This is a genomic window from Actinopolymorpha singaporensis (assembly GCF_900104745.1).
In the GTDB taxonomy this organism is placed as follows: domain Bacteria; phylum Actinomycetota; class Actinomycetes; order Propionibacteriales; family Actinopolymorphaceae; genus Actinopolymorpha; species Actinopolymorpha singaporensis.
Genome location: NZ_LT629732.1, coordinates 1,407,985 through 1,432,470 on the forward strand (window position 1 = coordinate 1,407,985; position 24,486 = coordinate 1,432,470).

General features: G+C 71.9%; 21 protein-coding genes. 12 read left to right on the forward strand and 9 right to left on the reverse strand.

Annotated elements, in window-relative coordinates; translation table 11 throughout:
* Positions 1 to 16: 16 nt before the first annotated feature.
* Complete coding sequence (locus tag BLU27_RS06370) at positions 17 to 892, reverse strand: TetR/AcrR family transcriptional regulator (protein ID WP_157728269.1); 876 nt, start codon at positions 890 to 892, stop codon at positions 17 to 19.
* Between the two features lie 79 nt (positions 893 to 971).
* Between BLU27_RS06370 and BLU27_RS06375 the strand changes: the two genes are divergently transcribed.
* From BLU27_RS06375 to BLU27_RS06390, 4 genes are read left to right on the forward strand one after another with little or no spacing between them, the layout of a single operon-like run.
* Positions 972 to 3,332, forward strand: a complete 2,361-nt coding sequence (locus tag BLU27_RS06375; RefSeq protein WP_092651512.1) for an MMPL family transporter — start codon at positions 972 to 974, stop codon at positions 3,330 to 3,332.
* 53 nt (positions 3,333 to 3,385) lie between these two features.
* Entirely contained in the window at positions 3,386 to 4,060 is a 675-nt protein-coding gene (locus BLU27_RS28835; RefSeq protein WP_157728270.1) for a TetR/AcrR family transcriptional regulator, read from the forward strand.
* On the forward strand, positions 4,057 to 4,692 hold the full coding sequence (gene ccmA / locus BLU27_RS06385; RefSeq protein WP_092651514.1) for a heme ABC exporter ATP-binding protein CcmA: 636 nt from the start codon (positions 4,057 to 4,059) through the stop codon (positions 4,690 to 4,692). The genes BLU27_RS28835 and ccmA overlap by 4 nt, the downstream gene beginning before the upstream one ends.
* Positions 4,689 to 6,212 carry a DUF6297 family protein gene (locus tag BLU27_RS06390; protein ID WP_157728271.1) on the forward strand — a complete coding sequence of 508 codons (1,524 nt, stop codon included), beginning with the start codon at positions 4,689 to 4,691 and terminating at the stop codon, positions 6,210 to 6,212. The genes ccmA and BLU27_RS06390 overlap by 4 nt, the downstream gene beginning before the upstream one ends.
* A 150-nt stretch (positions 6,213 to 6,362) precedes the next feature.
* Here the strand turns inward: BLU27_RS06390 and BLU27_RS06395 are convergent, their stop codons facing one another.
* Entirely contained in the window at positions 6,363 to 7,739 is a 1,377-nt protein-coding gene (locus tag BLU27_RS06395) for an NADP-dependent succinic semialdehyde dehydrogenase (RefSeq protein WP_092651519.1), read from the reverse strand.
* Positions 7,740 to 7,989: 250 nt separating this feature from the next.
* Here BLU27_RS06395 and BLU27_RS06400 point away from each other — a divergent pair, with 250 nt between their 5' ends.
* Both BLU27_RS06400 and BLU27_RS06405 read left to right on the forward strand, forming a co-directional pair.
* Entirely contained in the window at positions 7,990 to 10,491 is a 2,502-nt protein-coding gene (locus tag BLU27_RS06400; RefSeq protein ID WP_092651521.1) for a glycoside hydrolase family 43 protein, read from the forward strand.
* Between the two features lie 33 nt (positions 10,492 to 10,524).
* Complete coding sequence (locus tag BLU27_RS06405; RefSeq protein ID WP_092651523.1) at positions 10,525 to 11,490, forward strand: LLM class F420-dependent oxidoreductase; 966 nt, start codon at positions 10,525 to 10,527, stop codon at positions 11,488 to 11,490.
* A 165-nt stretch (positions 11,491 to 11,655) separates the two neighbouring features.
* On the opposite strand, the gene BLU27_RS06410 is transcribed toward BLU27_RS06405, so the two are convergent.
* Positions 11,656 to 13,545, reverse strand: coding sequence for an acyl-CoA dehydrogenase (locus tag BLU27_RS06410; RefSeq protein WP_092651525.1), 1,890 nt, complete (start codon positions 13,543 to 13,545; stop codon positions 11,656 to 11,658).
* Between the two features lie 497 nt (positions 13,546 to 14,042).
* On the opposite strand from BLU27_RS06410, the gene BLU27_RS06415 reads away from it, so the two are divergent.
* Together BLU27_RS06415 and BLU27_RS06420 are read left to right on the forward strand one after the other, a co-directional pair.
* A complete protein-coding gene (locus BLU27_RS06415; RefSeq protein WP_092651527.1) occupies positions 14,043 to 14,999 on the forward strand; it encodes a ribose-phosphate diphosphokinase in 957 nt (318 codons plus the stop codon).
* Positions 15,000 to 15,674, forward strand: coding sequence for a Type 1 glutamine amidotransferase-like domain-containing protein (locus BLU27_RS06420; RefSeq protein WP_092651529.1), 675 nt, complete (start codon positions 15,000 to 15,002; stop codon positions 15,672 to 15,674).
* A 10-nt stretch (positions 15,675 to 15,684) separates the two neighbouring features.
* Here BLU27_RS06420 and BLU27_RS06425 read toward each other — a convergent pair whose 3' ends face one another.
* The 5 genes from BLU27_RS06425 to BLU27_RS06445 form a co-directional block, all read right to left on the reverse strand.
* Positions 15,685 to 16,227 carry a DUF2231 domain-containing protein gene (locus BLU27_RS06425; protein WP_092651531.1) on the reverse strand — a complete coding sequence of 181 codons (543 nt, stop codon included), beginning with the start codon at positions 16,225 to 16,227 and terminating at the stop codon, positions 15,685 to 15,687.
* The gene (locus tag BLU27_RS06430) at positions 16,212 to 17,708 is read right to left on the reverse strand and encodes a sensor histidine kinase (protein WP_092651533.1); all 1,497 of its coding nucleotides are present in this window, start codon (positions 17,706 to 17,708) and stop codon (positions 16,212 to 16,214) included. The genes BLU27_RS06425 and BLU27_RS06430 overlap by 16 nt, the downstream gene beginning before the upstream one ends.
* Positions 17,705 to 18,376, reverse strand: coding sequence for a response regulator transcription factor (locus BLU27_RS06435; RefSeq protein WP_241827819.1), 672 nt, complete (start codon positions 18,374 to 18,376; stop codon positions 17,705 to 17,707). Before BLU27_RS06435 ends, BLU27_RS06430 begins: the two co-directional genes overlap by 4 nt.
* 157 nt (positions 18,377 to 18,533) lie before the next feature.
* Positions 18,534 to 19,439, reverse strand: a complete 906-nt coding sequence (locus tag BLU27_RS06440) for a class I SAM-dependent methyltransferase (protein WP_092651535.1) — start codon at positions 19,437 to 19,439, stop codon at positions 18,534 to 18,536.
* A gap of 64 nt (positions 19,440 to 19,503) precedes the next feature.
* Positions 19,504 to 20,313, reverse strand: coding sequence for an aminoglycoside phosphotransferase family protein (locus tag BLU27_RS06445; protein WP_092651537.1), 810 nt, complete (start codon positions 20,311 to 20,313; stop codon positions 19,504 to 19,506).
* A gap of 218 nt (positions 20,314 to 20,531) precedes the next feature.
* Between BLU27_RS06445 and BLU27_RS06450 the strand changes: the two genes are divergently transcribed.
* The 3 genes from BLU27_RS06450 (at position 20,532) to BLU27_RS06460 (ending at position 23,127) form a co-directional block, all read left to right on the forward strand.
* On the forward strand, positions 20,532 to 21,230 hold the full coding sequence (locus BLU27_RS06450; protein WP_092651539.1) for an MBL fold metallo-hydrolase: 699 nt from the start codon (positions 20,532 to 20,534) through the stop codon (positions 21,228 to 21,230).
* 123 nt (positions 21,231 to 21,353) lie between these two features.
* Entirely contained in the window at positions 21,354 to 22,226 is an 873-nt protein-coding gene (locus BLU27_RS06455) for a UTP--glucose-1-phosphate uridylyltransferase (protein ID WP_092651541.1), read from the forward strand.
* 61 nt (positions 22,227 to 22,287) lie between these two features.
* On the forward strand, positions 22,288 to 23,127 hold the full coding sequence (locus BLU27_RS06460; RefSeq protein ID WP_241827820.1) for a class I SAM-dependent methyltransferase: 840 nt from the start codon (positions 22,288 to 22,290) through the stop codon (positions 23,125 to 23,127).
* A gap of 82 nt (positions 23,128 to 23,209) precedes the next feature.
* Here BLU27_RS06460 and BLU27_RS29505 read toward each other — a convergent pair whose 3' ends face one another.
* Positions 23,210 to 23,365 (reverse strand): DUF6131 family protein, encoded by a 156-nt coding sequence (locus BLU27_RS29505; protein ID WP_092651543.1) that lies wholly within the window; start codon positions 23,363 to 23,365, stop codon positions 23,210 to 23,212.
* A gap of 380 nt (positions 23,366 to 23,745) precedes the next feature.
* Between BLU27_RS29505 and BLU27_RS06470 the strand changes: the two genes are divergently transcribed.
* A complete protein-coding gene (locus tag BLU27_RS06470) occupies positions 23,746 to 24,483 on the forward strand; it encodes a formylglycine-generating enzyme family protein (RefSeq protein ID WP_092651545.1) in 738 nt (245 codons plus the stop codon).
* The last annotated feature ends 3 nt before the right edge of the window (positions 24,484 to 24,486 follow it).

The following is a 24,486-nucleotide window of genomic DNA, read 5'->3' on the forward strand; positions in this document are numbered from 1 at the left end:
GGCCCCGGCTCCGGCCTCAGCCCCGGCCGGGAGCCGCGCCGGCGAAGCGGGTCAGCTCGTCGAGGACGGACTCGAACAACGGCTCGGGATCGCCGCCGATGTGGGTCAGGTGCCCGAACGTCTCCAACGAGATCAGGCCGTACACCCGTACCCAGCACTGCAGCAGGGTGGAGATCGCGGCCACCGGAAGCGAGTCGACTGCCACGCCTGCCGCCCGGGCGCGGGTGAGCACCTCGTCGCGGTATCCGGTGAGGCTGGTCCGCAGCGCCGCGGGCAGCGTCTCGTCGGCTGGTACGTCGAAGGACCGGGCGGCCCACAGCCGGAGCATCGTCTCCTCGAAGACCCAGGCGAGATCGTGGACGGCCTCGATCACCTCGGCCTCGACACCCTTGTCGGCGCCGGCGTCGTCGTCGGGGTCGGCGCCGGCCGGTGCTCCGGTGCGGAACGCGAGCTGGTTGAGGTGTTCCGCCGGGTGCGCGAAGAGCAGGGCGAACTCCGCGCGGTGATCCAACGACCAACGGCGGAACGCCCGGCAGATGCCGACCGCCTGGTCGAGCGGGTCAGGGCCCAGCGAGGCCCGGTAGTCGCGCAGGGCCGCGCTGACCTCGTGCGCGACGGAGGCGCAGCCCAGGTCCAGCAGGCCGGTGCGTCCCTGGGGTGCGTAGCGGTAGAGCGCGGGCGCGGTGACGCCCAGCCGGGCGGCGACCGCGGCCATGGTCACCGCGGGCTGCCCCTCGGCCACGACCAGCTCCCGGACGGCGTCGCCGATGTCGGCGAGGAACTCCCGCCGGCGCAACTCCCGGCGGCTCGGCCGGGCGTCCGAGGCAGCTGCGCTCGCAGGGTGAACGGCCGAGGACACACCGGGACCACGCGTCGATGTGGCCTCTCTCATGTCGCTGCCCACCTCGCCATTCGTTACGATCCATTAGCAAGTTTAGGATCGTCACATTTTCCGCATTCCGGAGGTCTCCATGCTCGCACGCTGGGCAGGGCTGGTCGTGCGACGTCGCTGGTGGATTCTTTCGGTGGCGGCCGCTCTCGCGGTGCTCGCCGGGGTGGCGTCGACGACACTCACCGGCCGGCTCGACCAGGGCGGGTACGAGGTGCCCGGCAGCGAGTCCGTGCGCGCGAGCGCAGCCGTGGACAAGGCGCTCGGTGACCACGGCGTGGACGCCCTGGCCGTCTACACGGTGCCCGCGGGGCAGTCGTTGCGCGACCCGGCGACCGTTCGTGCCGTCCAGCGGAAGGTCGCCGACCTGCCCGGCGCGAAGGTGGCCGGTGCGACCGGCTGGTGGCAGCAGCCGGCGCAGCTGTCCCGCGACGGGCGTACCGGCGCGGTGGGCATCCGGTTGCAGGTGACCGGCAAGGGCGACCAACTGGCCGACTGGAAGACCGTGCAGCGGGCGCTGGACGGCGAGGCCGGCGCGACGTACGGCGTACCGGGCCTGACCGTGCGGTTCAGCGGCTGGGCGGCGATGGGGGTGGCGGTCAACGCGCAGACCGAGAGCGACCTGAAGCGGGCCGAACTCGTGTCGTTCCCCGTCCTGATGGTCCTGCTCGTGGTGGTCTTCGGCGGCCTGGTCGCGGCCGGGCTGCCCCTGGTCGTGGGTGGGATCGGCATCGTCGGCGCGCTCGGCGTGCTGTGGGTGCTCTCGGCGTTCACCGACGTGTCGGTGTTCGCGATGAACATCGTGACCCTGCTGGGCCTCGGCCTGGCCATCGACTACGGGTTGTTCCTCGTCAGCCGGTTCCGGGAGGAGTTGCACACCGGAGCGGGTGCGGCTGCCGGTGGACGGAGCACCGGAAAGGATGCCGACCGGGAACGCGTCCGGGCCGCCCTGGCGGTGGCGATGCGCACCTCCGGTCGCACCGTGCTGGTCTCCGGACTCACGGTGGCTGCGGCGCTCTCCGGGCTGCTGGTGTTCCCGCAGGGCATGCTGCGCTCGATCGGCCTGGGCGGGATCGCCGCGGTCATCGTGGCCGCGCTGTCCGCCGTCACCGTGCTGCCCGCGCTGCTCGCCGTCCTGGGCCCCCGGGTCGATGCGTTCGCGGTCCCGTGGGTGCGGAGCCGACGCGCCGGTCGCCCCGGGAACACCGGCCGGCACGCTCGGCCCGCGGTCCGGGCCGAGCGCGGCTGGGGCCGGGTCGGCCGGGCGGTGATGCGGCAACCCGCGCTGGTCGCGGTGATCGTGATCGGCGCGCTGCTGCTCGCAGGTACGCCGTTCCTGCGGGCGGAGTACGCCGAGGTGGACGCCTCGGTGCTGCCCAAGGGCAACCCGGTGCGCACCGCCACCGAGCAGGTGCGCGACCGGCTGCCGGCCGCGTCCACCGACGCGGCCCAGGTAATCCTCGTCGGCGCGGACGGCCGGGCCCCGGGGCAGCGGGCGGTGCGGGAGTTCGCCGCGGACGTCTCGGCGGTGCCCGGCATGGGACAGGTCGCCCCGCTCGGCGGGAAGGGTGACCGGGTGGTACTCGCCGCGCAGGTGGACGGCGACCCGCAGGGCGATGCCGCGCAGGAGGCGATCGGAAAGGTGCGCGACCTGGCTCCACCCGCGGGGGTCGACGAGGTCCTGGTCGGCGGACCCACCGCGTCGCTGGTCGACTCGCTGCACGCCATCGGCGACCGGATCCCGTGGATGCTCGCCGTGCTCGCGGGCGCGGTCCTGGTGTTGTTGTTCCTGGCATTCGGGTCGGTCGTCGTACCGGTGAAGGCGGTGGTGCTCTCGGGATTGTCGCTCACCGCGTCGTTCGGTGCTGTGGTGTGGATCTTCCAGGAGGGGCACCTGATCGGCCTGCTCAACACCGAGGCCGGGCCGATCGACGCGTCCATCCCGGTGCTGATGCTGGCCGTGCTGTTCGGGCTGTCCACCGACTACGAACTGTTCCTGCTGTCCCGGATCGCCGAGGCCTACCGGTCGGGTGCGTCGGCGAAGGAGGCCGTGGTCATCGGCCTGGGGCGTACCGGCGGGCTGATCAGCGCCGCCGCCCTGCTGCTGGCCGTGGTGGTGGGTGCGTTCGCGCTGAGCGGGCTGAAGTTCATGAAGCTGATCGGCCTCGGCATGTTGATCGCGATCGCCGTGGACGCCACGATCGTACGAGGACTGCTGGTGCCGGCGGTGCTCGCGCTGCTCGGCGGCGCCGCCTGGTGGGCACCCCGGCCGCTGGCCCGGCTGGCTCACAAGCTGGCGCTGGAAGGTCCGTCGGAGACGGGGCCGGGTGCGGTGGAACGCGGGCCCGCACCGGCTTCGGCCGAGGCCGACCCCGGAACAGGTCCGGATTCCGGCCCGGCGACCGGCCCCGAAGCCGGTCGGGAAAGGGCTGCTACCTTCTGACCGGATAGGTTCAATCGGTCAGCCGGCGCCTCGGCCGGGTAGCAGGGAGTGGGATGGATCGGACCGAGCGGGTGCTGGCCGCTGCCGCCGAACTGTTCGTACGGTTCGGGGTGGCCAAGACCACCGTGGACGAGATCGCCCGGGCCGCCGGCATCTCCAAGGGCGCGATCTACCTGGAGTTCCAGAGCAAGGACGCCCTGGTCGAGGCCCTGGTCAGGCACGAGTTGCGGGCGTACCTCCGGGCCGCCGCCGCCCGCGTCCTGGCCGATGAGCAGGGCGGCCGGCTGTCCCGGATCTACCACCACTGCACCGCCGAACTCCTCGACCGGCCCTTCCTGCGCGCGCTCTACACCCGTGACGTCGAGGTGCTGGGCACGCGGCTGCGCCGCAACCCGCCCAGCGCGAGCGGCCCGCGGCTGGCGCTCAGCGAGGGGTTCGTGGATCGCCTGCGGTCGGCCGGCCTGGTCCGCGCCGAGGTCGACCCGGCGGTACTCGGCCACCTGATGGGCGTGGTCTCGCTGGGCATGATCATGATCGGCCCTGTCCGAGCCGGGGACGAGACCGGTCCCGCGCTCCTCGGCCAGACCCTCGACCTGGTCGCCGACATGTTCGCCGCGACCGTCGACACCCCGACCGGTGAGGGCGACGTGGCGGCGGGCAAGCAGGCGTTCCTCGATCTGCTCGGCCAGATCGACGGCAGCCTGGACATGCAGGCGGTGACCGCATGAGCGCGCCGCTGCTCGCCGTCGACGGCCTCCGTCACGCGTACGGCGCCCACGTCGTCCTGGACGCGGTGTCGTTCCAGGTGAACGCCGGCACCGCGCTGGCCGTGGTGGGCCGCAACGGCACCGGCAAGAGCACCCTGCTGCGCTGTCTCACCGGGGCGGAGAAGCCCACCGGCGGCACGGTGACCTTCGACGGCAGGACGTACGAGGAGACCTCGGCCGACATCCGCCGCGACGTGGCCACCGTCTTCGACGACATCGACTTCTTCCCCGACCTCACCGTCGCCGAGCACCTCGACCTGCTGGCCCGCGCACATGGCGTACCCGATCCCGAGGTCGCGGTCGACGACACGCTGCGCGAACTCGGGATCGACGGCACCACCCGCCAGTTCCCCAGCACGCTGTCGTCGGGGCAGCGGCACCGGCTCGCGCTGGCCACTGCGTTCGTCCGGCCGCGCCGGCTCCTGGTGCTCGACGAGCCCGAGCAGCGCCTGGACGTCGAGGGTCGGCAGTGGCTCGCCGAGAAGCTGCGCGCCGACCTGGCCGACGGGGTGGCGGTGGTGTTCGCGAGCCACTCGCCGGACCTGATCGAGGCGGTCGCCACCGACACCCTGCGCGTCGGCGGCGACGCATGACCGCCCGAGTGGGCGCACCGTCGACTCCGGGCCGGCCGGCCGCCGTACCGACACCGCGGAGCCTGCGGCGGGAGCTGCGGCAACGCCGCCGCGACCACTCCAACCGCACGTTGGGGCAGGCGCTGGACGACCTCTACCTGTGGCTGTTCGCGGTGCTCATGGTGGGCTCGATGGCCGGTACGACACTGTCGCGGGCCTGGCTGGAGATTGCCCGCTGCTCCGGGCCGGGCTGTGTGGACGCCCGGCTGGTGCTGCCGCTGCCGCTCGGGGCGGCGGTGCTGGCCCTCGCGGTGCGGACGCTGGTCGCGCTGGGGCCGCTGGTGGCCAGCCGGGCGTCCGGAACCTTCCTGCTCGGTACGCCGGTCGACCGGCGCGGGCTGCTGCTCCGGCCGGCGGCCGCGTTGCTGGCAGGCGCGACCGTCCTCGGCGCCGCGCTGGTGTCCGTTCTCGTGCTGCTCACCTCCAGCCACCCGGTCGCGGTGGGTGCGGGGGCGCTGGCCGGTGCGGGTGTCGGCGTGGTGGCGGTCGCGGCGTCGATCCTCGCCCAGGGCGCGCCGAAGGTACGCCGGGCGCTGGGCATCGCATGTGACGTGGTGGTGGTCGCCACCCTCGCCGCCGTACCCCTGCTTCTGCTCGACCGGGCGGTGTGGTCGACGGCGTGGGCACAGCCGGCTCCGCTGGTCGCGTGCGCGGTGGTGGCGGCGGTCGCGGCCGTCGCCCTGGTGGTCACCGTCGTCCACCGGGTCGGCCGGCTGCCGCGCCGCGAACTCGTCGCCGGGGGCGAACTCCTGTCCGGGCTGGCCGGCGCGGCGGCCTCCCTGGACACCTCGATGGTCTCCGACCTGCTGGTCGCCCGGAGGTTCCGGCAGCGGGGCGCCGGGCGCACCCTGCGCGGGCACGGGAGCGGCCTGGTCGGGGTCGCCGTACGGGAGGCGCAGCGGTCGCTGCGGTCGCCCCAGCGGCTGGCGCTCGCCGTCGGCCTGCTGGCGGTGCCGTACGCCGTCGACCGGGTCGGCGTACCCACACTGACCCCGCTCCTCGCCGTGGTGGTCGGCTATCTCGCGCTACGTCCACTGGGCGGCGGCCTGCACGTCGTCGCGCGTTCGGCCGGGCTGCGGCGCGCCTTCCCGGTCGCCGACCGGCCGCTGCGGCTCGCGTTCGCGGCGCCCCTGCTGGCGGCCGCCGTCCTGTGGGCGCTGGCCGCACTGCCCGCCGTCGCCGGAAACTCGATGCTCGTCTTCGGATTCTCCGCACCCGAACCCGCCGCTGTCACCTGGCTCGCGCTCGCCGCGACGATCGCCGCCGGCGGGATCCGTTCGGTGACCCGGCAGCGGGTCAGCTACGACGGTCCGCTCATCTCCACCCCGGCCGGTGCGCTACCGGCGGGCTTCGTGGCGCAGATCTTCCGTGGGCCGGACTTCGCCCTCGTCGGCGTCGTGCCGCTCGTCTTCGGACTGCCGTGGGTTCTGGCCCTCGGCCTGCCGCTTGCCCTGCTGGCGTTCGCGGCGTACCGCGGCTGACCGGCGTACCACGCCGACCCACCCGCTCGAGCGGCCACCCAGCCGTGACCGCGGCCTGGTGGCGGGCGGGAGCCCCTCCCAGCCCTTTCGTGTCGGGCTCAGCCGGCGTCAGGAACCGCAGTGCCCCACACGGGGCTGAGGGTCGGCTCCTCAGGAAATCCAGACTGTCTTGGCGTTGCAGAACTCCTTCGGCCCCGGGGCGCCCAGCTCCCGGCCGTAGCCGGAGTTCTTCACCCCGCCGAACGGCAGCTCGGGGTAGGAGGTGACCATGCCGTTGATCGTCACCATCCCGGCCTCCAGATCGCGGACGAACGCCGCCTGCTCGTCGCCGTCGCGGGTCCAGGCGTTCGCGCCGAGACCGAACGTCGTGACGTTCGCCAGCTCGACCGCCTCGGCGAGCGACCCGACGCGGTAGAGCTGGGCGACCGGCCCGAACACCTCCTCGGCGTACATCCGCATCGACGGGGTGATGTCGGCGAGCACCGTCGGCGGGTACCACCAGCCCGGGCGGTCGGGGGTGTCGCCGCCGCAGAGCACCTTCGCGCCCTTGCCCACGGCGTCCGCGACGAGTTGCTCGACGTCGTCGCGGCCGGACTCGGTGGCCAGCGGGCCCACGTCGGTCTCCTCGTCCATCGGGTCGCCGACCTTCAGGGCGGTCATCGCGGCGACGAAGCGTTCCGCGAACTCGTCGTAGCAGTCCTCGTGCACGATGAACCGCTTCGCCGCGATGCAGCTCTGCCCGTTGTTCTGGCAGCGTGCGGTGGTGGCGACCTTCGCCGCCTTGTCCAGATCGGCCGAGGGCATCACCACGAACGGGTCGGAGCCGCCCAGCTCCAGCACGGTCTTCTTGATGTGCCGGCCGGCGATCTCGGCGACCGAGCGACCGGCCGGCTCGCTGCCGGTGAGTGTCGCCGCCCGGATCCGCGGGTCGGTCAGCACCTGCTCGACGTCGGACGAGCCGATCAGCAGGGTGGCGAAGCTGCCCTCGGGGAAGCCGCCGCGGGTGAACAGCGTGTCGAGGTACAACGCGGTGCGCGGGACGTTCGACGCGTGCTTGAGCAGCCCGGTGTTTCCCACCATCAGCGCCGGCGCGGCGAACCGCACCACCTGCCACAGCGGGAAGTTCCACGGCATCACGGCGAGGATCGGCCCCAGCGGCTGGTACGTGACGTACGCGCTGGAGGCGCCGACCTTGTCCGGGTGGGCGTACGGCTCGTCGGCCAGCAGGCGCTCGGCGTTGTCGGCGTAGTAGCGCATGCCGCGTACGCACTTGGTCGCCTCGGCCTTCGCCGCGCCGATCGTCTTGCCCATCTCGATGGTCATGGTGGCGGCGATCCGGTCGGTCTCGTGTTCGAGGATGTCGGCGGTCGCCCGCATCCACTCCGCGCGGGTCTCGAACGTCGTCCGCCGCAACGCCCGGAACGCCTCCGCAGCGCCCGCGATCCGGCGGTCGACCTCGTCCGGTGACTGGGCGGTGAACTCCTCCAGGGTCTCGCCGGTGGCGGGATTGACGGTGGCGATCGGCATGGGGACTCCTTCGCAGAACGCTTGACGTCGCGCTGGGTCGCGCAGGCTTCGCGCCGGCCGGGCGGCCGACCACGTCTCCATCCTGGCGCGGTCGGCGACCGGTGCCGAGCGGCCGGACCCGGCCAGCCGGGGTTTACAACGTTGGTCGGCGCGCCTAGACACGTCGGAACGGACACATCGGGCATGTCGTACCCCGATGTGGCCCACGCAGCCGTGGTGTTTGCGATCCCGCGGAACCCGAAGGAGCCCGATGAAGCCGTTCCGTCAGTTCCGCCAGTCCCGTCAGTTCTGTCAGGTCCGACTCGCCCGCCCGGCCCGACTCGCCCGCCCGGCCCGACTCGCCCGTCCCGGCCGTGCTCCGCGTGCTGCCGTGGCCGGTGTGCTCGGCGGGGCCCTCGCGGCACTGGCCCTCGCCGCCGCGCCGATGCCGGCGAACGCCGACCGACCCGCGGACGCCGAGCGGTCCACGTACACCAACTACGTGACCCGCGGGTACTCCATCGACTTTCCCGACCCGGCGGTGATGCGGGGCAAGGACGGCCAGTGGTACGCCTACGCCACCGGCGGTCCGTACGACGAGACCGGCCAAACGGGGTCGTCGTACAAGATCGCCACCTCGCCGGACCTCGTGCACTGGCGCAAGGTCGGCGACGTGTTCCCCGAGGGCCGGCGGCCGACCTGGGCCACGGCGACCACCGGCTTCTGGGCACCCGACATCCGCTACCTCAACGGGAAGTACCTGCTCTACTTCACCGTCCCCGACACCACGACGAGCACGCAGGGGTTCGACCCGGCGATCGGCGTGGCGACCGCGCCCACCCCAGCCGGGCCGTGGACGCCGTCCGACCAGCCACTGATCCCGGCCAGGCCGGTGGGCGGCGGGTACGACACGGTGATCGACCCGGCGATGTTCACCGACAGCACGGGTACCCACTACCTCTACTACGGCGGGTTCGGCACCGGGATCTGGGTGGTGCAGCTGTCCGCGGACGGGCGGCGCGCGGTGAGCGAACCGGTGCACGTCGCGGCGTCCCGCTACGAGGGACCGAACGTCCTGGAACGCGACGGGTGGTACTACCTGTTCGGCTCGTCCGCCAACTGCTGCGCCGGTCCCACCACCGGCTACTCGGTGTTCGCCGGCCGCTCCCGCAGCCCGCTGGGTCCGTTCGTCGACAGGCTGGGCAAGCCGCTGCTGGCGAGCAGGGCGGGCGGCACCCCCGTCATCGCACCCAACGGCAACAAGTGGATCGGCACCGGGCACCACTCCGCCGCGCTGGACGTGAGCGGGCAGACGTACATGGCCTACCATGCGATCGACCGCAACGACCCGTGGCTGGACGTCTCACCCGGCTTCACCATGCGGCCGATGAACCTCGACCGGATGGACTGGATCGACGGCTGGCCGATCGTCCGCGCCGGGCTGGGCGCGTCGCAGGAGCCGCAGCCCGCGCCGGTGGTGCTCGGTGAGGTGGACGACCGGTTCGAGGACCCGGCGGCGACCGGCTCGGCGTTCACCGTGCCCGACGGCGCGATGAACGTCGCCGGCCCCGACCAGGCCTCCGACTCGGGCCGGTTCGCCCGGCTCTCCGGCACTACGACAGCGCTGACCCGGCGGTCGATCTCCCGCGCCGACGTACGCGTCGAGGCAGATCTGAGGGTGCCCGGTGACGGTGCAGACGGCCCCGACGGCTCGGTCGGTGTGGTCGCCCGGGCGGCCCCCGACGGTTCCGGGGTGCGCGCGGTGCTGGACGCGGGTGCTCGGCAGGTACGGATCGAGGCGCGGCTCGGCGGTCAGGTGCAGCGCGCGTCCGTCTCCCTGCCGCCCGGGTTCGACACCTCCGCGTGGCACGTCCTCGCTCTGGAGGTACGCGGGACCACCGCGACCGCCGACCTCACCGACGCCCGCCTCGGCGACCCGTGGGCGACCGTGCGGCTGACCCTTCCGCCCGGCCTGGACCGGCCCGGACGCGCCGGCCTGGTGTCCGAGGGCTCGGGCAAGGGCTCTGGCAAGGGCTCGGGTGAGAGCACGGGTGAGAGCACGGGTGAGAGCACGGGTGAGGCGGACAACTTCGCGGCCAACCAGCTGTACACGCCGGTGACCCGCGCCGTCCCCACGCCGAAGCCGGGCCCGGTCGACCCGGCGTACTCCGACGAGTTCGACGGCGCGCTCGGTGACGGCTGGACGTGGGTACGGCCGGACCCGAAGGCGCAGGTGAGCGACGGCGCGCTGCGCTGGCCGACGCAGACCGGCGACCTGGTGGGCGACGGCACGCCCGGCCTGTTGCTGCGCACGATGCCCGACGGCGACTACACCGTGCAGACGAAGCTGAACATCGACCTGGGCGAGGACGTCGAACGCAACTTCCAGCAGGGCGGCCTGATCGTGTACGCCGGGGACGACGAGTTCCTGCGGCTGGACGTGGTGGCCGTCGGCCCGACCCGGATCGTGGAGTTCGGCAAGGAGACGGTGTTCCAGGGCCGACGGTCCTGGGGCGGCGGGCTGATCGGCGCGCCGGCCGACACGACGTGGCTGCGGCTGGTCCACACCCGTGACCCGCGTACCGGCGAACACCGCTACCGCGCGGCGTCCAGCACCGACGGCAGCCACTGGACGTGGGGACTGACGTGGACGCTGCCGGCCGACGCCAGTCCGCGGGTCGGCCTGGTGTCGCAGGCGTCGACGCCTGCGACGACCCAGAAGTACGGCCCGGCCACGTCGGTGTTCGACTACTTCCGGGTGTCGCGTCCGTAGGCTGGACCGAAGGCACAGGAAGGAGACCAGCCGGTGGCTGTCACCCGTTTCGGTTTGCAGATCCCACGTTTCACCTATCCCGGCGTACCCGACGCGGAGTTGTTCGAGCGGGTCGCCGACATCGCCACCACCGCGGAGGAGTCCGGCGGCTTCGACTCGGTGTGGGTGATGGACCACTTCTACCAACTGCCCGGACTCGGCACCGAGGACGAGCCGATGTTCGAGGCGTACAGCCTGCTGTCGGCACTCGCCGCGCGGACGTCCCGGGTCAGGCTCGGCACCATGGTCACCGGCGTGACCTACCGCAACCCCGCCCTGCTCGCCAAGACGGTCACCACGCTGGACGTCATCTCCGCGGGGCGGGCGATCCTCGGCATCGGTGCCGCCTGGAACGAGAGCGAGCACCGAGGCTACGGCTTCGAGTTCCCGTCCACTCGCGAGCGGATGGACCGGCTGGAGGAGGCGCTGCAGATCTGCCGGGCGATGTTCACCGAGGACACGCCGAGCTTCTCCGGGAAGTACTACCAGATCAACGAGGCGCTGAACGTTCCCCGGCCGGTGACGCCGGGCGGCCCGCCGGTGATGATCGGCGGCAGCGGGGAGAAGCGCACGTTGCGACTGGTCGCGGAGTACGGCGACGCGTCCAACATCTTCGGTGACCTGGCCACCGTCCGGCACAAGCTCGACGTGCTGGAGCGCCACTGCGCCGACGTCGGCCGCGACCCGGCCGAGATCACCAAGACCAAGCTGTGCTCGATGGTGATCGCGCCGACCGCAGAGGAGGCGAACCACAAGGTCGAGCAGATCCGCGCCGCCACCGGCTTCCCCGAGGAGCAGGTGCGGGCGATGCTCGTGGCCGGCAGTCCCGACCAGGTGCTGGAGCAGGTGCAGGCGCACGTCGACGCCGGGCTGGACGGGTTGTTGTTCAACATGCTGGACGCACACGAGGTGGACAACGTCCGCCTCGCCGGTGAGACGCTGGCCCGCTTCAGCTTCTGACCGCGGTTCGCCCTGCGGATCAGGGCCGGAACGCGACACCGGGGGAACGCCAACTCGGGCCGGGTCGACGGTTGGGGGGTAGCCGTCGAACCCGGCCCGAGGCATCTGCGGCGGACACCTCGCGGTGTGCGTCGGTCTGGCCAGAGTAGGGCGACAGAGGCCGGTCTAGAAGGCCGACTCGGACAGCTCCATCAGATCGTTGTCTGTGGCCTCGGCGATCGCCCGCTCGGCGGTCAGCTTCGGCAGCACCTGTGCGCAGAACCACCGGGCGGCCGCGACCTTGCCCTCGTAGAACGCCCGGTCCTCCGGACGGACCTCGCCGCCGTGCGCACCGGCCTCACCGCCCAGCCGGGTCAGGGCGACCTCGGCCTTGCGCAGCAGGAGCCATCCGCACACCAGGTCACCGACGGCCAGCAACAGCCGGGTGGTGTTCTGGCCGATCTTGTAGAGGTTGGCCGGGTCGCCTCCGGGCACCTGCGGCTGGGAGCTGTGGAGGTAGCCCACCATCGCGGTGAGGATGCCCTGCACGTCCTCGAGTGCCCTGCCGAGCAGGGCCCGCTCGGCGTCGAGTGCGCCGTTGCCCGCACCAGACTTCACGAATGCCTGGATCTCCCCGGCGAGCCGGCCCCACGCCTGGCCCTGGTCGCGGACGATCTTGCGGAAGAACAGGTCCTGGCCCTGGATCGCGGTCGTGCCCTCGTACAACGTGTCGATCTTGGCGTCGCGGACGTACTGCTCGATCGGGTAGTCCTGCAGGAAGCCGGAGCCGCCGTACGTCTGCAGCGACTCAGAGCCGAGCAGCGTCCACGCGCGTTCGGAGCCGTAGCCCTTGACCACCGGCAGCAACAGGTCGTTCAGCCCGGCCGCGGCCCGCTCCTCGTCCCCGTGCCGCCCGGCGAACTCGCCCGCCTCCACGACGTCCTGCACCGAGGCGGTGTAGAGCAGCAGCGCACGCATCCCCTCGGCGTACGCCTTCTGGGTGAGCAGCGACCTGCGTACGTCCGGGTGGTGGGTGATGGTCACCCGGGGCGCGGTCTTGTCGGCCATCCGGGTGAGGTCGGCGCCCTGGACGCGTTCCTTGGCGTACTCCAGCGCGTTCAGGTAACCCGTCGACAGGGTGGCGATCGCCTTGGTGCCGACCAGCATCCGGGCGTACTCGATCACCTGGAACATCTGCCGGATTCCGTCGTGCACGTCGCCGAGCAGGTAGCCGACCGCCGGCTCGCCCTCGCCGAAGGTGAGCTCGCAGGTGGTGGACACCTTCAGGCCCATCTTGTGCTCGACGTTGGTGGCGTGTACGCCGTTGCGGCCGCGGAGCTCGCCGGTCTCCAGGTCGACGTGGAACTTGGGTACGAGGAACAGCGACAGGCCCTTGGTACCCGGGCCGCCGGCGCCCTCGACGCCCACCGGGCGGGCGAGCACGAAGTGGACGATGTTCTCGGTCAGGTCGTGTTCGCCGCTGGTGATGAACCGCTTCACGCCCTCCAGGTGCCAGGTCCCGTCGGGCTGCGGGAGCGCGCGGGTGCGGCCGGCGCCGACGTCGGACCCCGCGTCCGGCTCGGTGAGCACCATGGTGGCCGCCCACCGGCGTTCGATCATCAGCTCGGCCAGCCGCTGCTGGGACGGTGTGCCGTTACGGGTGATGACGCCGGCGAAGCGGGGGCCGCTGCAGTACATGAACAGTGCGGGGTTGGCGCCGAGGACCAGCTCTGACACCGCCCAGCGCAGGGAGGGCGGGCAGGGCTGCCCGCCGAGCTCCGGGGGAATCTCCAGCCGCCACCACTCCGCGTCCATCCAGGCACGGAAGCTGTCCTTGAGCGGCTCGCCCACCCGCACGGTGCGCGCGTCGCGGTCGTAGACCGGCGGGTTGCGGTCGCCGTCGACGAACGAAGCGGCCACCTCCTCGCGGGCCAGCCGGTCGACCTCGCCGAGGATGCTGTGCGCTGTGTCGACGTCGATCTCGGCGTACGGGCCGGAGCCGAGCGCCTCGTCGCGGCCGAGCACGTCGAAGAGACTGAACTCGAGGTCGCGGAGGTTGCTCCTGTAGTGGCTCATCGGGCGCGCTCCTTCGGGCGGGGGCCGGGTGCTACCGGACGCGGGTGAGGCCAGGGACGGCCGCGGACGGGGTCGGCCACGGCCGCCAGAGCTGATGCTACCTACCGGTAACTTCGGTGGCTACCTGCCAGTAACTTCAGTTCGACCATGGTGCGCCGAGGCGTGTGCGATCCACAAGCCGGACGAAGACGTGACGCGGGTCACTTCCGCGCCGCCGCCGGCGGCGTGCTACGCAGACCCGCTCGTGAACTGTGGAGACTTACGGGGGTTGTAGCCCCCGTAAGACTCCACGCTTCGCCGCGACTCCGGCGGTTGTACTGGACCCTGGCGTCTGCCACCGACACTCGTCGCCGTGGTTTTCGCGGCGTCGTCCGCGAAGCGCGTGACGAACTCCCGTACGACCCGGCGCGTGGGCGTACGTCGACATCCGCGGGCTACCCTGAGGTCCGTCGTCACCGCCCGCCCCCTGCCCACCGGTCACGATTGGCTCACCGACCATGCCCCAGATCGGCGTCTTCAGCGGAAGCGCGCACCCCAGGCTCGCCGAGGAGATCTGCGCCGAACTCGGCGTCGAGCTGTCCGAGGCCCACATCCAGCGGTTCAGCAACGACTGCCTGCAGGTCCAGCTGCGGGCCAACTGCCGGCAGCGCGACATCTACCTCGTGCAGCCTCTGGTTCCTCCCGTGCAGGAGAACCTCATGGAGCTGCTGCTCATGCTGGACGCGGCGCGTGGCGCGTCGGCCGCGCAGATCACCGCCGTTATCCCGCACTACGCCTACGCGCGTTCGGACAAGAAGGACCAGCCGCGGATCTCCATCGGCGGCCGGTTGGTGGCCGACCTGCTGGCCACCGCGGGTGCGAGCCGGGTGCTGACGATGGCGCTGCACGCACCGCAGGTGCACGGCTTCTTCAACATCCCGGTCGACCATCTCAACGCCATCGCCGAACTCGCCCGGCACTTCTCCGGGCGGGACCTGAGCAACACCGTGGTTGTCTCGCCCGACCTCGGAAACGCCAAGCCCGCCACGCAGTTCGCGCGACTGCTCAACCTTCCGGTCGCCGCCGGCAGCAAGCAGCGGCTCAGCGACGACCGCGTGGTCATCGACGCGATCGTCGGCGACGTCGAGGGCAGGAACGTCATCGTGCTGGACGACGAGATCGCCACCGCCGGGTCCATCGTCGAACTCCTCGACCGCCTGCGCGAACACCGCGTACGCCGGATCGTGCTCGCCTGCACGCACGGGTTGTTCACCGGCAAGGCCGTGCAGCGGCTCGCGGTGCAGGACGACGTCGACGAAATCGTCACCACCAACACCGTCCCGCTCGCGCCGGACAACAACCTTCCCCACCTGGCCGTGCGCTCGATCGCACCGTTGTTCGCCGAGGCGATCCGCCGGATCCACCTCGGCGAGTCGGTGAGTAGTCTCTTCGACAGTCAGGCGATGGAGGTATAGGTGACCGGGCGGGTGTTCCTCGCAGGGGGTGGCGGTGCCGAGGCGTCCAAGCCGCTGGACGAGCAGTTCGCGCACGCGGTCGGTGCGGGCCCGTTGGCGTACTGGCCGGTCGCGATGGAGCCGGACCGGTACGCCGACGCCGAGGCGTGGCTGCGTGACGTGTACGAGCCCCTCGGCGTACGCGACATCTCGACCTGGGACGGCGAGGCATCGCCGACGTTCACCGGCGTACGCGGCATCTACATCGGCGGCGGCAACACCTACCGCCTGCTCGCGCTCGCGCAGCGATTCGGCGTGCTGCACCGGTTGCGTGAGTACGTCGCGGCCGGCGGCATGGTCTTCGGTGGCAGCGCGGGTGCGGCGTTGCTCGGTGCCGACATCAGCACGGTCGCGCACCTGGACCGCAACGACGCCAAGGTGGTCGACACCGCGGGTGCCGACCTGGCCGCGGGCCATGCGGTGTTCGTCCATCACGCCGACGGTGATCTGCCGCGCGAGTCGGTGTGGACGGCCACGTACCGCCGGCCCGTCCTCGCGCTGAGCGAGCACGCCAACGCGATCGTGGCGGGGAACGCCGTCACCGCGGTGGGACCGGACCCGGTTCTGCTGGTGTCACCCACGGGGCGCCGCAAGCTCGCCCCTGGCAGCACCAGCTACGCCGGCAGCCCGGCGTAGCCGGTCCTGATCAGTCGCCGCCGCCGTGCGGGGCGGTGTACTGCTCGTCGCCCCAGGCGGCCCGCGAGCCCGCGTCGCCGACCCGGACGATCTGCACCGTGGAGGCCACCGCGAACCCCACGGTGACCACGATGAGCGCGAGGCTCACGAAGCGGGTCCATGCCGGCGCGCCGACCGTACGGCGTTCGGCGGTCATCGTGCCCGGCCCCTCCGCGCGGGCGTTGCGCAGCCGGTAGGTGTCCAGGGCCACCAGCGCGGCGAGTGCGATGAGCAGCGGAAGGACCAGCCAGATCATCGCGTCGGCGAGTTGGGCGTGCCGTTCGATGGCAGCGCTGTGCTCCATCCGCGCTTCCAGGCCCTCGCCGGCCGACGTGGTCATCGGTACGAGAACAGTGGCGACGGCGGCCACGGCGACCGCGGCCCAGCCGTACCGGCGGCGCAGGCGCGGCACGAGCGCGACGATCACCGCAGCCAGCGCGGCAAGCGGCACCGCCACGACGGTGGCGTGGACGATCAGAACGTGGACAGGCAGTCCGTTCAGGAAGGTGGGCACTGGCGAACCTCCTGGCAGTTACCTCTCGCGCACCTGTGGTGCACCGGGTGGCCCCGATGGCCGCTTACCAGCATGTCCGGGCTGATTGGGAGATTTCTTGGAACCAGCGTGGCCGGCCCCTGTGGGTTTCCTGGGAAACGCCGGGTTTGTGGAGGCGCTCGGCTGTCCGGGCAGGGCCAGGGCAGGGGGCAGGGCTGGTCGGACCCGCTGGGATTCGTGGGAGTCGCGGAGGTCCCGGTGATATGCCGGGGAAAGGTGAGCCGGAACGCCGCGCCGCCGCCAGGAGCCGCCAGCGCCTCGACCTCACCGTGGTGCCGGGCGACGATCTCCCCGACCAGCGCCAGCCCGATGCCGAACCTCCGCTGCCGCCCGTCCGGCGACCTGCCACCGGCCGAGGAGAACCGGTCGAACATCCGGGGCTCCAGCGCCGGGTCCAGTCCGGGGCCGTCGTCGGCGACCTCCACCACGGCCTGCCGGTCGGCCGCGTGGACCGTCACGGTGACGCTCTGCTCCGCGTGCCGGACGGCGTTGTCGAGCAAGGCGGTCAGCGCCCGGCGCAGCGCAACCGGTGCGCCCCGTACCACCACCGGCTCCTCTCCGCCCTCCGCCCGCACGGTGACGCCACGTGCACCGGCCACCGCGGCGCCGGCCGCCGCCACCCCGCTGGCCAGCACCCGCAGGTCGATCTCCTCCGTGGCCCCCTCGGCGTGCGGGTCGGCGGCGAGCAGGAGGTCCTCGAGCACGGCGGCGAGGTTGTCGCTGTCGTGCACCAGGCTCTCGGCGTCGGCGAGCGCGGCCTGGTGGTCGTGCCCTCGCTGCAGGTGCCGGCGCAGCAGTTGGGCGCGGGTGGTGAGCAGCGTGAGCGGCGTACGGAGTTCGTGACTGGCATCGGCGACGAACCTGCGCTGCAGGCTGAGGGCGTTGGCCAGCGGCTGGACCGCCCGTACGCCGAGCACGGCGCCCGCCCCGGCGGCCAGCACCAGCCCGAGCCCGCCGACCAGGAGCAGGGAGAACAGCAGGTGCCCGCGGTCGGCGCGCACCGGGCCGAGGTCGAGGACGCCCTGGACCGTGGTGTCGCCGCGCCGCATGGTGAAGATCTGGTACTCCGCGCCGTTCACGTCGCGTTCGTGGGTCTCCGCGACGCCGGTGCGGGCGGTCCGGGCGAGCGCCTCCGGGTCCGCGGCGCCCGCCGGCAGGCCCTCGGTGCTGCGACGTCCGTCCGGCCCGTCTATCACCAGCCAGGTGTTGGCGGGGGCGTCGGCGACGTCGCCGTCGGCCCGGCCGACCGCGGCGGCCAGCATCGACCTCGTACCTTCCGCCTCGGCGTGCAGCACCACGGCGAGGGTCACGCCCACCAGGACGGTGACGATGGCGGCGACGATCAGGCCCGCCTGGATGCCGAGGCGTACCGCCGTACGCCGCAGCATCGCCGACTCGGCACCGGTCAGGCGCGCGTCGCGGAGCCGGCCACGGCTGGTCACGAGGACACCTCACCCATCCGGTATCCCCGGCCGCGGACCGTGGTGACGACCGCCCGGCCGAGTTTGCGGCGCAGGTAGTGGACGTAGGTGTCCACGACCACCTCGCCCTCGGCGCCGGGGAAGACCCGGGCGAGGAGTTCGGTACGACTGAACACGTGGCTCGGCCGGGACGCCAGGGCGGCCAGCAGGTCGCACTCCCGCTCCGAGAGCTGGGCTCGGCCGACCTCGCGGGTGTCCAGGTTGAGCACTTCGTCCCCGATCGGCAGCAGCCGGGCCTGGTCCAGATGGCGCCGCCGCAACGCCCGGAGGCGGGCGAGGAGTTCGGCCACGTCGAACGGTTTGGGCAGGTAGTCCTCGGCACCCGCGTCCAGTCCCTCGACCCGGTTCGCGGGCGTGCCCAGCGCGGACAGGACCAGTGCGGGGGTGGCGACGCCGCTGCTGCGGAGCCGGACCAGCAGGTCCAGCCCGTCGATCCCGGGCAGGCCGCGGTCCACGACGATCACGTCGTACTCCCGGCTTAGGGCGCGGTGCAGCCCCCGCTGGCCGTCCGGCGCGAGGTCGACGGCGTACCCCTCCTCGGTGAGGAGGTCGGCCAGCATCGCGGCCAGCGTCTGGTCGTCCTCGACCAGCAGCAGCCGCGTGCGCGGGAAGGTGTCGGTGGGGCACACGCGCCCATCTTCGCCCCTCACCCTGTGCACGTGCTTGGACGCCGCTACGGAACGGTCCGGGAGGCGTCCCTCACGTGGCGTGACCGGCGGCGTGCCGCGGCCGTCTGAAGCGGACCACCGGCGCCGCCTGGGGCGACTGTCCGGAATGACCGCCCGGTCAGTGACCGTCGCCGGGCTGCTCGGCGGTCCTGGGCCCGCCGACGGTGGCCACGAGCTGCAGATAGTCGAACGGCACGACCACGGCGTCCGGCTCGCCGCGGTTGAACCGGTCCCACAGCTCGGTGAACTCCTCCTCGAACGACTGCGCGTCCTCCTCGCTCATCCCGTCGACCGCCAGCTTGACCGGGCCGTACCACTGCCGGTACCTCCGGAACTGTTCGGCGACCGAGCGCGCGACCACGTCGACGCACCGAAGCTCCAGCCGCTGCTCGACGAGCTCCGCGTACGGGGCGAGGAGCTGGGCCAGCCCCTCGCGGGTGCCCCAGCGCAGCGGTGACGGACTGTCGACGGGCGGAGGCGCGTACTTCGCCACCAGGTGCAGCAGGCCGCCGAGCGCGCTGTCCGGAGTCCAGTTCGCCAGGCCGATCCGCCCGCCCGGCCGCAGCACCCGCAGCGCCTCGGCCGCGGCCCGCCCCTGGTCGGCGACGAACATCAGCCCGAACGTCGACGTCACCACGTCGAACTCCCCGTCGGCGAACGGCAGCACCGCGGCGTCGACCTCGACCGTCTCCAGCGGCAGCAGCTCGACGTCGGCGCGGAGCCGGGCGTGGTCGAGGAGTTCGGGTACGACGTCCACGCAGGTCACCCGGGCGTCCCGGCGGGCGGCGGCCAGGGCGGTGTTGCCGGTGCCGCCCGCGATGTCGAGCACGCGTTCACCGGGGCGGATGTCCAGCGCCAGCACCAGCTCCTCGCTGACCGGGACGATCCGGTTGGCGATGCGCTGGAACTCACCGGCCGCCCAGGTCGACCGGGCGATCCCGGCCGGGGACGGCGGCGCGAACCCGGTGCCGCCGGTGCCGCCGGTGCCGCCGGTGCCGGTGGTCCCGCTGACAGCCTTGGTCACCCTGCCAGCGTCGCAGACCGGCCGCCGGCGAGCCGGCGGATAAGCCGAATCTCAGGCCCGGGACTCAGTCGAACAGGTGGCGATGGTCCTCGCTCCACCGGATCCGGTTCGCGAGTTCGGTCAGGTAGCCGGACGCGACCAGCTCGACCTGGCGCTCGTGCCCCTCCTCGGCCAGCCGGCGGACGAAATCCAGGCCGGCCCGCTGGATCGCGATCACCTCCTCCGCCAGTCCCGTGGTGTCGGACAGGCCGTACTCGGTGGCGAAGATCTCCAGTCGCCGGCGACGGTCCGGCGGGCCGGGGTAACGGAGCCAGCGCACACACTCCTCGTCGTCGCGAAACGGTGCGACGTATTCCAGCGCGTACGCCACGTCCTGCATGACCGGCCCGGGTCCGGCGTACTCCCAGTCCAGCAGGCCGACTGGCGAGACGCCGTTCCACACGATGTTCCAGGGCCCGAAGTCGTTGTGGCAGACGACTTCGCCCGGGCCGCCGGTGCCGGTGCGGCCACCGGACCACACGGGCGGCTGCGCGGGCGACCAACCGGCCACCGCCTGGTGGTAGTCGCGTAGCAGGTGCGCGGCGGCGCGCAGGCCCTTCTCTTCCACCACCTTCGCCCAGCCGGCCGGCCCCGACTCACCCGCGATGTAGCTGACCACCTCCGTCGCCGGTGCGGTGCCGGTGGCAGGGAGGATGCCGACCACTCGCGGGGAGTACGGGAAGTCCACGGCGGCGAGGTGGTCGAGCAGTGCGTGGATCGCGGGAGTCCAGGGCTGGACGGGACGGTGAACGGTGCCGCCCACCCGGACAACCGGCCGGTCGGCACGGTCCTGCAGAACCTCGGTGTCGAGGTCCTGCTCGTGGGGATCCGGCACCGCGTTCGACCTCCCGGCGTCAACCTGCGCTTGCGCCCCAGTCGACCGGCCACGAGCTCGTTCCGCAAGACAATATTCACCTGCCGTTCGCTCGCCGCTCGCTCGCCGCTCGCTCGCCGCCGGATCGCACCTGTTCGGTTCGTTCGAATCGGATTCCGCGTTCAGCCCGCGGCGGAACGACGGGACTCCCGGCGTACGGCCCGAATAGGGTCGACGACATGCAGACGATCGAACTGGTGCCGGGCCTGCACATGTTTCCCTTCGAGGTGGGCCAGGCCTATCTGTGGGTGGACGACGACGGACTCACCCTGGTGGACACCGGCGTGGCAGGCTCGGCGCCGACGATCCAGGACGGCGTACACCGCCTCGGCTACGACCGCCGCGACATCAAGAACATCGTCCTCACCCACTTCCACGAGGACCACGTGGGTTCGGCGGCCGAGATCGTGGGCTGGAACGGCGCGACCGTGATGGCACACCAGTTGGACGCACCGGTCGTCCGTGGCGAGCAGGCGGCGCCGGCGCCGGTCGTCACCGACGAGGAACGCCCTTACTACGAACGCGTCGTGCCCTACGTGCCGGCGGCTCTTCCGGTGCGAGTCGACCGCGAGCTCGTCGACGGTGATCGCATCGACCTCGGCGGAGGTGCGGCGGTGATCGGGATGCCAGGCCATACCGACGGCAGCATCGCGCTGCACCTGCCGCGCCACCGGGTGCTGTTCACCGGCGACGCGATCGCGAGCATCCAGGACATGCCGATTCTGGGCGTGTTCAACGTCGACCGGGCAAGGGCCGTCGAATCGTTCCGGCGAGTCGTCCAGCTGGACGTCGACGTGGCGTGTTTCGGCCACGGTGCTCCGTTGGTGGGAGACGCCGCCCCGGCCCTGCGCGCGGCGGCGGAGGGGGTGACGGCCTGACGCCCCACCGGGGCAGTCCCACCGTGTGTTCGCCGGGCGGCGCGGGGCACGGTCACCAGGTAGCGTTTCCGACGGTGGGCTTGGTGAGAACGTTCTCCGGCGGTGCGGCGAAAGGGCGAACACATGGTGCGTAAGGCGGTCATCCCGGTCGCGGGGCTGGGAACCCGGCTGTTGCCGTTGACGAAGGCGCTGCCGAAGGAGATGCTGCCGATCCTCGACAAACCCGTTCTGCAGCACACGATCGAGGAGCTCGTCGCCTCGGGCATCGACGACATCATCATCGTCACCTCCGTCCGCAAGGCGTTGATCCAGCAGCATTTCGCGCCCGACGAGGACCTCGACATGCGGCTGCGCGCCGACGGCAAGGACGATCTCGCCGAGGCGCTGGAGGAACTCGCGTCGCTGGCCCGGATCACGTTCCTCTACCAGCACGGTCCCTATGGCAACGGAACGCCGGTGCTGAACGCCGCCCGCATCGTCGGCGACGAACCCTTCATGGTGTTGTGGGCCGACGACGTGTTCACCTCGGCCGTGCCGCGCGCCCAGCAGTTGGTGGCGGCGTACGAACGCACCCGCGCACCCGTTCTCGGGCTGATGCCGATGGAGCCCAGCGAGTCCCAGCGCTACGGCGTACCGGTGGTGGAGGACGACCTCGGCGCCGGTCTGCTGCGCATCTCCGGCATCATCGAGAAGCCCTCCCCGGACGCGGCGCCGTCGGCGTTCGCCTCGATCGGCGGGTACGTCGTGACGCCGGGCATCGTGGCCGAACTCGAACGCCAGCTCAACCGGCATCGGCACAACCCCGAGGGGGAGGTCTACCTCTCCCACGCCATCCACGAGCACGCCCGCGAGTACCCAGTTTTCGGGCAGGTCATCGACGGCACCTGGTGGGACACCGGCAACCCGCTCGGCTACCTTCGGGCGCAGTTCGCGGCAGCACTCGCCCACCCCGAATACGGCCCGGAGCTTCGCAAGCTGGCCGGCGGTTCCCAGTAGAAGCTCGGCGGGCACGCGAAACGCCTTTGACAGGTTGGGCGGGGTGGACCAGCCTGGCCGCGTGAACGAGCCCAACGCGCCCGACAAGGTGGACGAGCCGAGCCGGCCGAGCGTCGACGACCTTCCCGAGCACGTACGCCGGAACCGGCAGGTGTGGGACGCCCGGCACAGCGAGTGGTTCGGCGCCCTGGCACGCGAACAGTGGGCGGCAGAGCCGCACTGGGGCGTGTGGCGGATTCCGCAGACGGACCTGCCGGTTTTACCGGACGATCTGGCCGGCAAGGACCTGATCGAGCTCGGGTGCGGGACCGGCTACGTCAGTGCGTGGGCGGCCCGGGCCGGCGCCCGTCCGGTCGGGGTGGACAACTCCGAGCGCCAGTTGGCGACCGCCAGGGCGATGCAGCGGGAGTTCGGGCTGGAGTTCCCGCTGATTCACGGAAACGCAGAGGACGTCGACCTCCCCGGCGCGAGCTTCGACGTGGCCATCAGTGAGCACGGTGCGATCGGCTGGTGCGACCCGTACCGTTGGATCCCCGAGGCGGCCCGGCTCCTGCGTCCTGGCGGCGAGCTGATCTTCGTCCGCAACTCGACCCTGCTCACCCTCTGCGTACCCGACGAGGGTCCGGCCGGGCGCACCCTGCTGCGCCCGCAGTTCGGCCTGTGCCGGTTGGAGGACGGGTCCGGCGATGCGGAGGGTGCCGATGGCGCCGACGGCGGTGGTGTCAACTTCCACTTGCCACACGGCCCGATGGTGCGGCTGCTCCGGGAATCGGGGTTCGTCCTGGAGGACCTGATCGAGGTTCAGGCGCCCGAGAACGCCACCACCGAGTACGACTACGTCGACCACGAGTGGGCGCGCCAGTGGCCGAGTGCAGAGGTGTGGAAGGCCCGCCGGGTCTGAGCCCGAACCGGTCGGCGATCAGTCGGGGAGATCGAGGGTGAGCTGGCAGCCGCGAACGCCCGCGAGCGTTCGCGGCCGGCAGCTACCACCAAACTCGCCTGCCGCCGACCGGCTTGCCGATCCGGCCGAGGATCAAGAAGATGACCCCGATTACCAGCAGGATGATCCCGATGGTCCACAAGATCGAAATCTTGAGGATCGCGCCGAGGATCAACAGGATGACGCCGAGAACGATCACGGCATCCCCCTTCCCTCACAGGCCGGGCATCCAGCCAGCTCCCTGACCGGGTGCCGCGATTAGATACGACCATTGTCCTCAGTTCCTGCCCACCGTGCGAGCATCACGCGAGTTCTGCCGGACATTGCGTCCAGACCGATACCTGGCCTTCCGGGCACAGGCACTCAACTGAGTGCAGATCGCCTCGTCAGGGGACGCGTGCGCGGAAACCGGAGCCCTCGTCGCGGCGGGCTTCGGCCGGACCGCAGGTCGTACGCGGACTCCGCCCAACGACCGATGGCCGGCCGGGGCGCCGGGCTGCCAGGCTCTGGGGCAGGCGGGCCCGGGCCGGTCCCGCGGTCGCCACGAACGACTTGCCACGAACGACGACGGAGGTCCGCATGGACGTCGCGAGCGCGCTCGCCCGGATCGAAAGCAGCCTGGTCGACGTTCCGGCAGGGAAGGTGGTCATCGGGTCCGACCTCGACACCGTGCGGGCCGAACTCGCCGCACCCGACCTGGCCGGCGTGGAACCGGCCTGGCTGCTGAAGGAGGTGCCGCGCCGGACGGTGGAGGTGCCGGCGTTCCGCATCATGCGGCACCTGCTGACGGTCGCGCAGGTACGCGCACTTGAACCGGAGACGTCGATCCCGCCCGTCCTCGAGGGCGGGCCGGACCATCCGGCGACCGTCGGAGCCGAGCAGACGTTCGCGTTGTGCGAGGCGCTGTCGATACTCCTGGGCACACCGGTGCGGCTGCCGACCGAGGAGGAGTGGGTACGCGCCGCCCGCGGCGACGACCTGCGGACCTATCCGTGGGGCGACGAATGGTCGCCCGACCGCGCCAACCTGGTGTACGCGGGCAGGGGGACCACCAGCCCGGTCGGGGAGTTCCCGCTCGGGGCGAGCGCGTTCGGGTTGCTGGACATGGTGGGGAACGCTGACGAGCTGACGAGTACGCGGTACGCGGCGTTCCCGGGCGCGCCCGCGGAGGTGCCGGAGCGGGAGGACTGGGCCTTCTCGCCGTACATCACCAAGGGCGGGAGCTACCTGCACGCGCGTGACCTGGCTCGCTGCGACCGCCGGCACGGCATCTACAGCCCGGGCGAGCCGCTGGGCATCAGGCTGGTGGTGCGCTGAACC

Excerpts from the sequence above, each read along its gene's own strand:
- BLU27_RS06370 (WP_157728269.1), bottom strand. The coding sequence starts at position 892 with ATGAGAGAGGCCACATCGACGCGTGGTCCCGGTGTGTCCTCGGCCGTT.
- BLU27_RS06375 (WP_092651512.1), top strand. The coding sequence starts at position 972 with ATGCTCGCACGCTGGGCAGGGCTGGTCGTGCGACGTCGCTGGTGGATT.
- BLU27_RS28835 (WP_157728270.1), top strand. The coding sequence starts at position 3,386 with ATGGATCGGACCGAGCGGGTGCTGGCCGCTGCCGCCGAACTGTTCGTA.
- ccmA (WP_092651514.1), top strand. The coding sequence starts at position 4,057 with ATGAGCGCGCCGCTGCTCGCCGTCGACGGCCTCCGTCACGCGTACGGC.
- BLU27_RS06390 (WP_157728271.1), top strand. The coding sequence starts at position 4,689 with ATGACCGCCCGAGTGGGCGCACCGTCGACTCCGGGCCGGCCGGCCGCC.
- BLU27_RS06395 (WP_092651519.1), bottom strand. The coding sequence starts at position 7,739 with ATGCCGATCGCCACCGTCAATCCCGCCACCGGCGAGACCCTGGAGGAG.
- BLU27_RS06400 (WP_092651521.1), top strand. The coding sequence starts at position 7,990 with ATGAAGCCGTTCCGTCAGTTCCGCCAGTCCCGTCAGTTCTGTCAGGTC.
- BLU27_RS06410 (WP_092651525.1), bottom strand. The coding sequence starts at position 13,545 with ATGAGCCACTACAGGAGCAACCTCCGCGACCTCGAGTTCAGTCTCTTC.
- BLU27_RS06415 (WP_092651527.1), top strand. The coding sequence starts at position 14,043 with ATGCCCCAGATCGGCGTCTTCAGCGGAAGCGCGCACCCCAGGCTCGCC.
- BLU27_RS06450 (WP_092651539.1), top strand. The coding sequence starts at position 20,532 with ATGCAGACGATCGAACTGGTGCCGGGCCTGCACATGTTTCCCTTCGAG.
- BLU27_RS06455 (WP_092651541.1), top strand. The coding sequence starts at position 21,354 with ATGGTGCGTAAGGCGGTCATCCCGGTCGCGGGGCTGGGAACCCGGCTG.
- BLU27_RS06470 (WP_092651545.1), top strand. The coding sequence starts at position 23,746 with ATGGACGTCGCGAGCGCGCTCGCCCGGATCGAAAGCAGCCTGGTCGAC.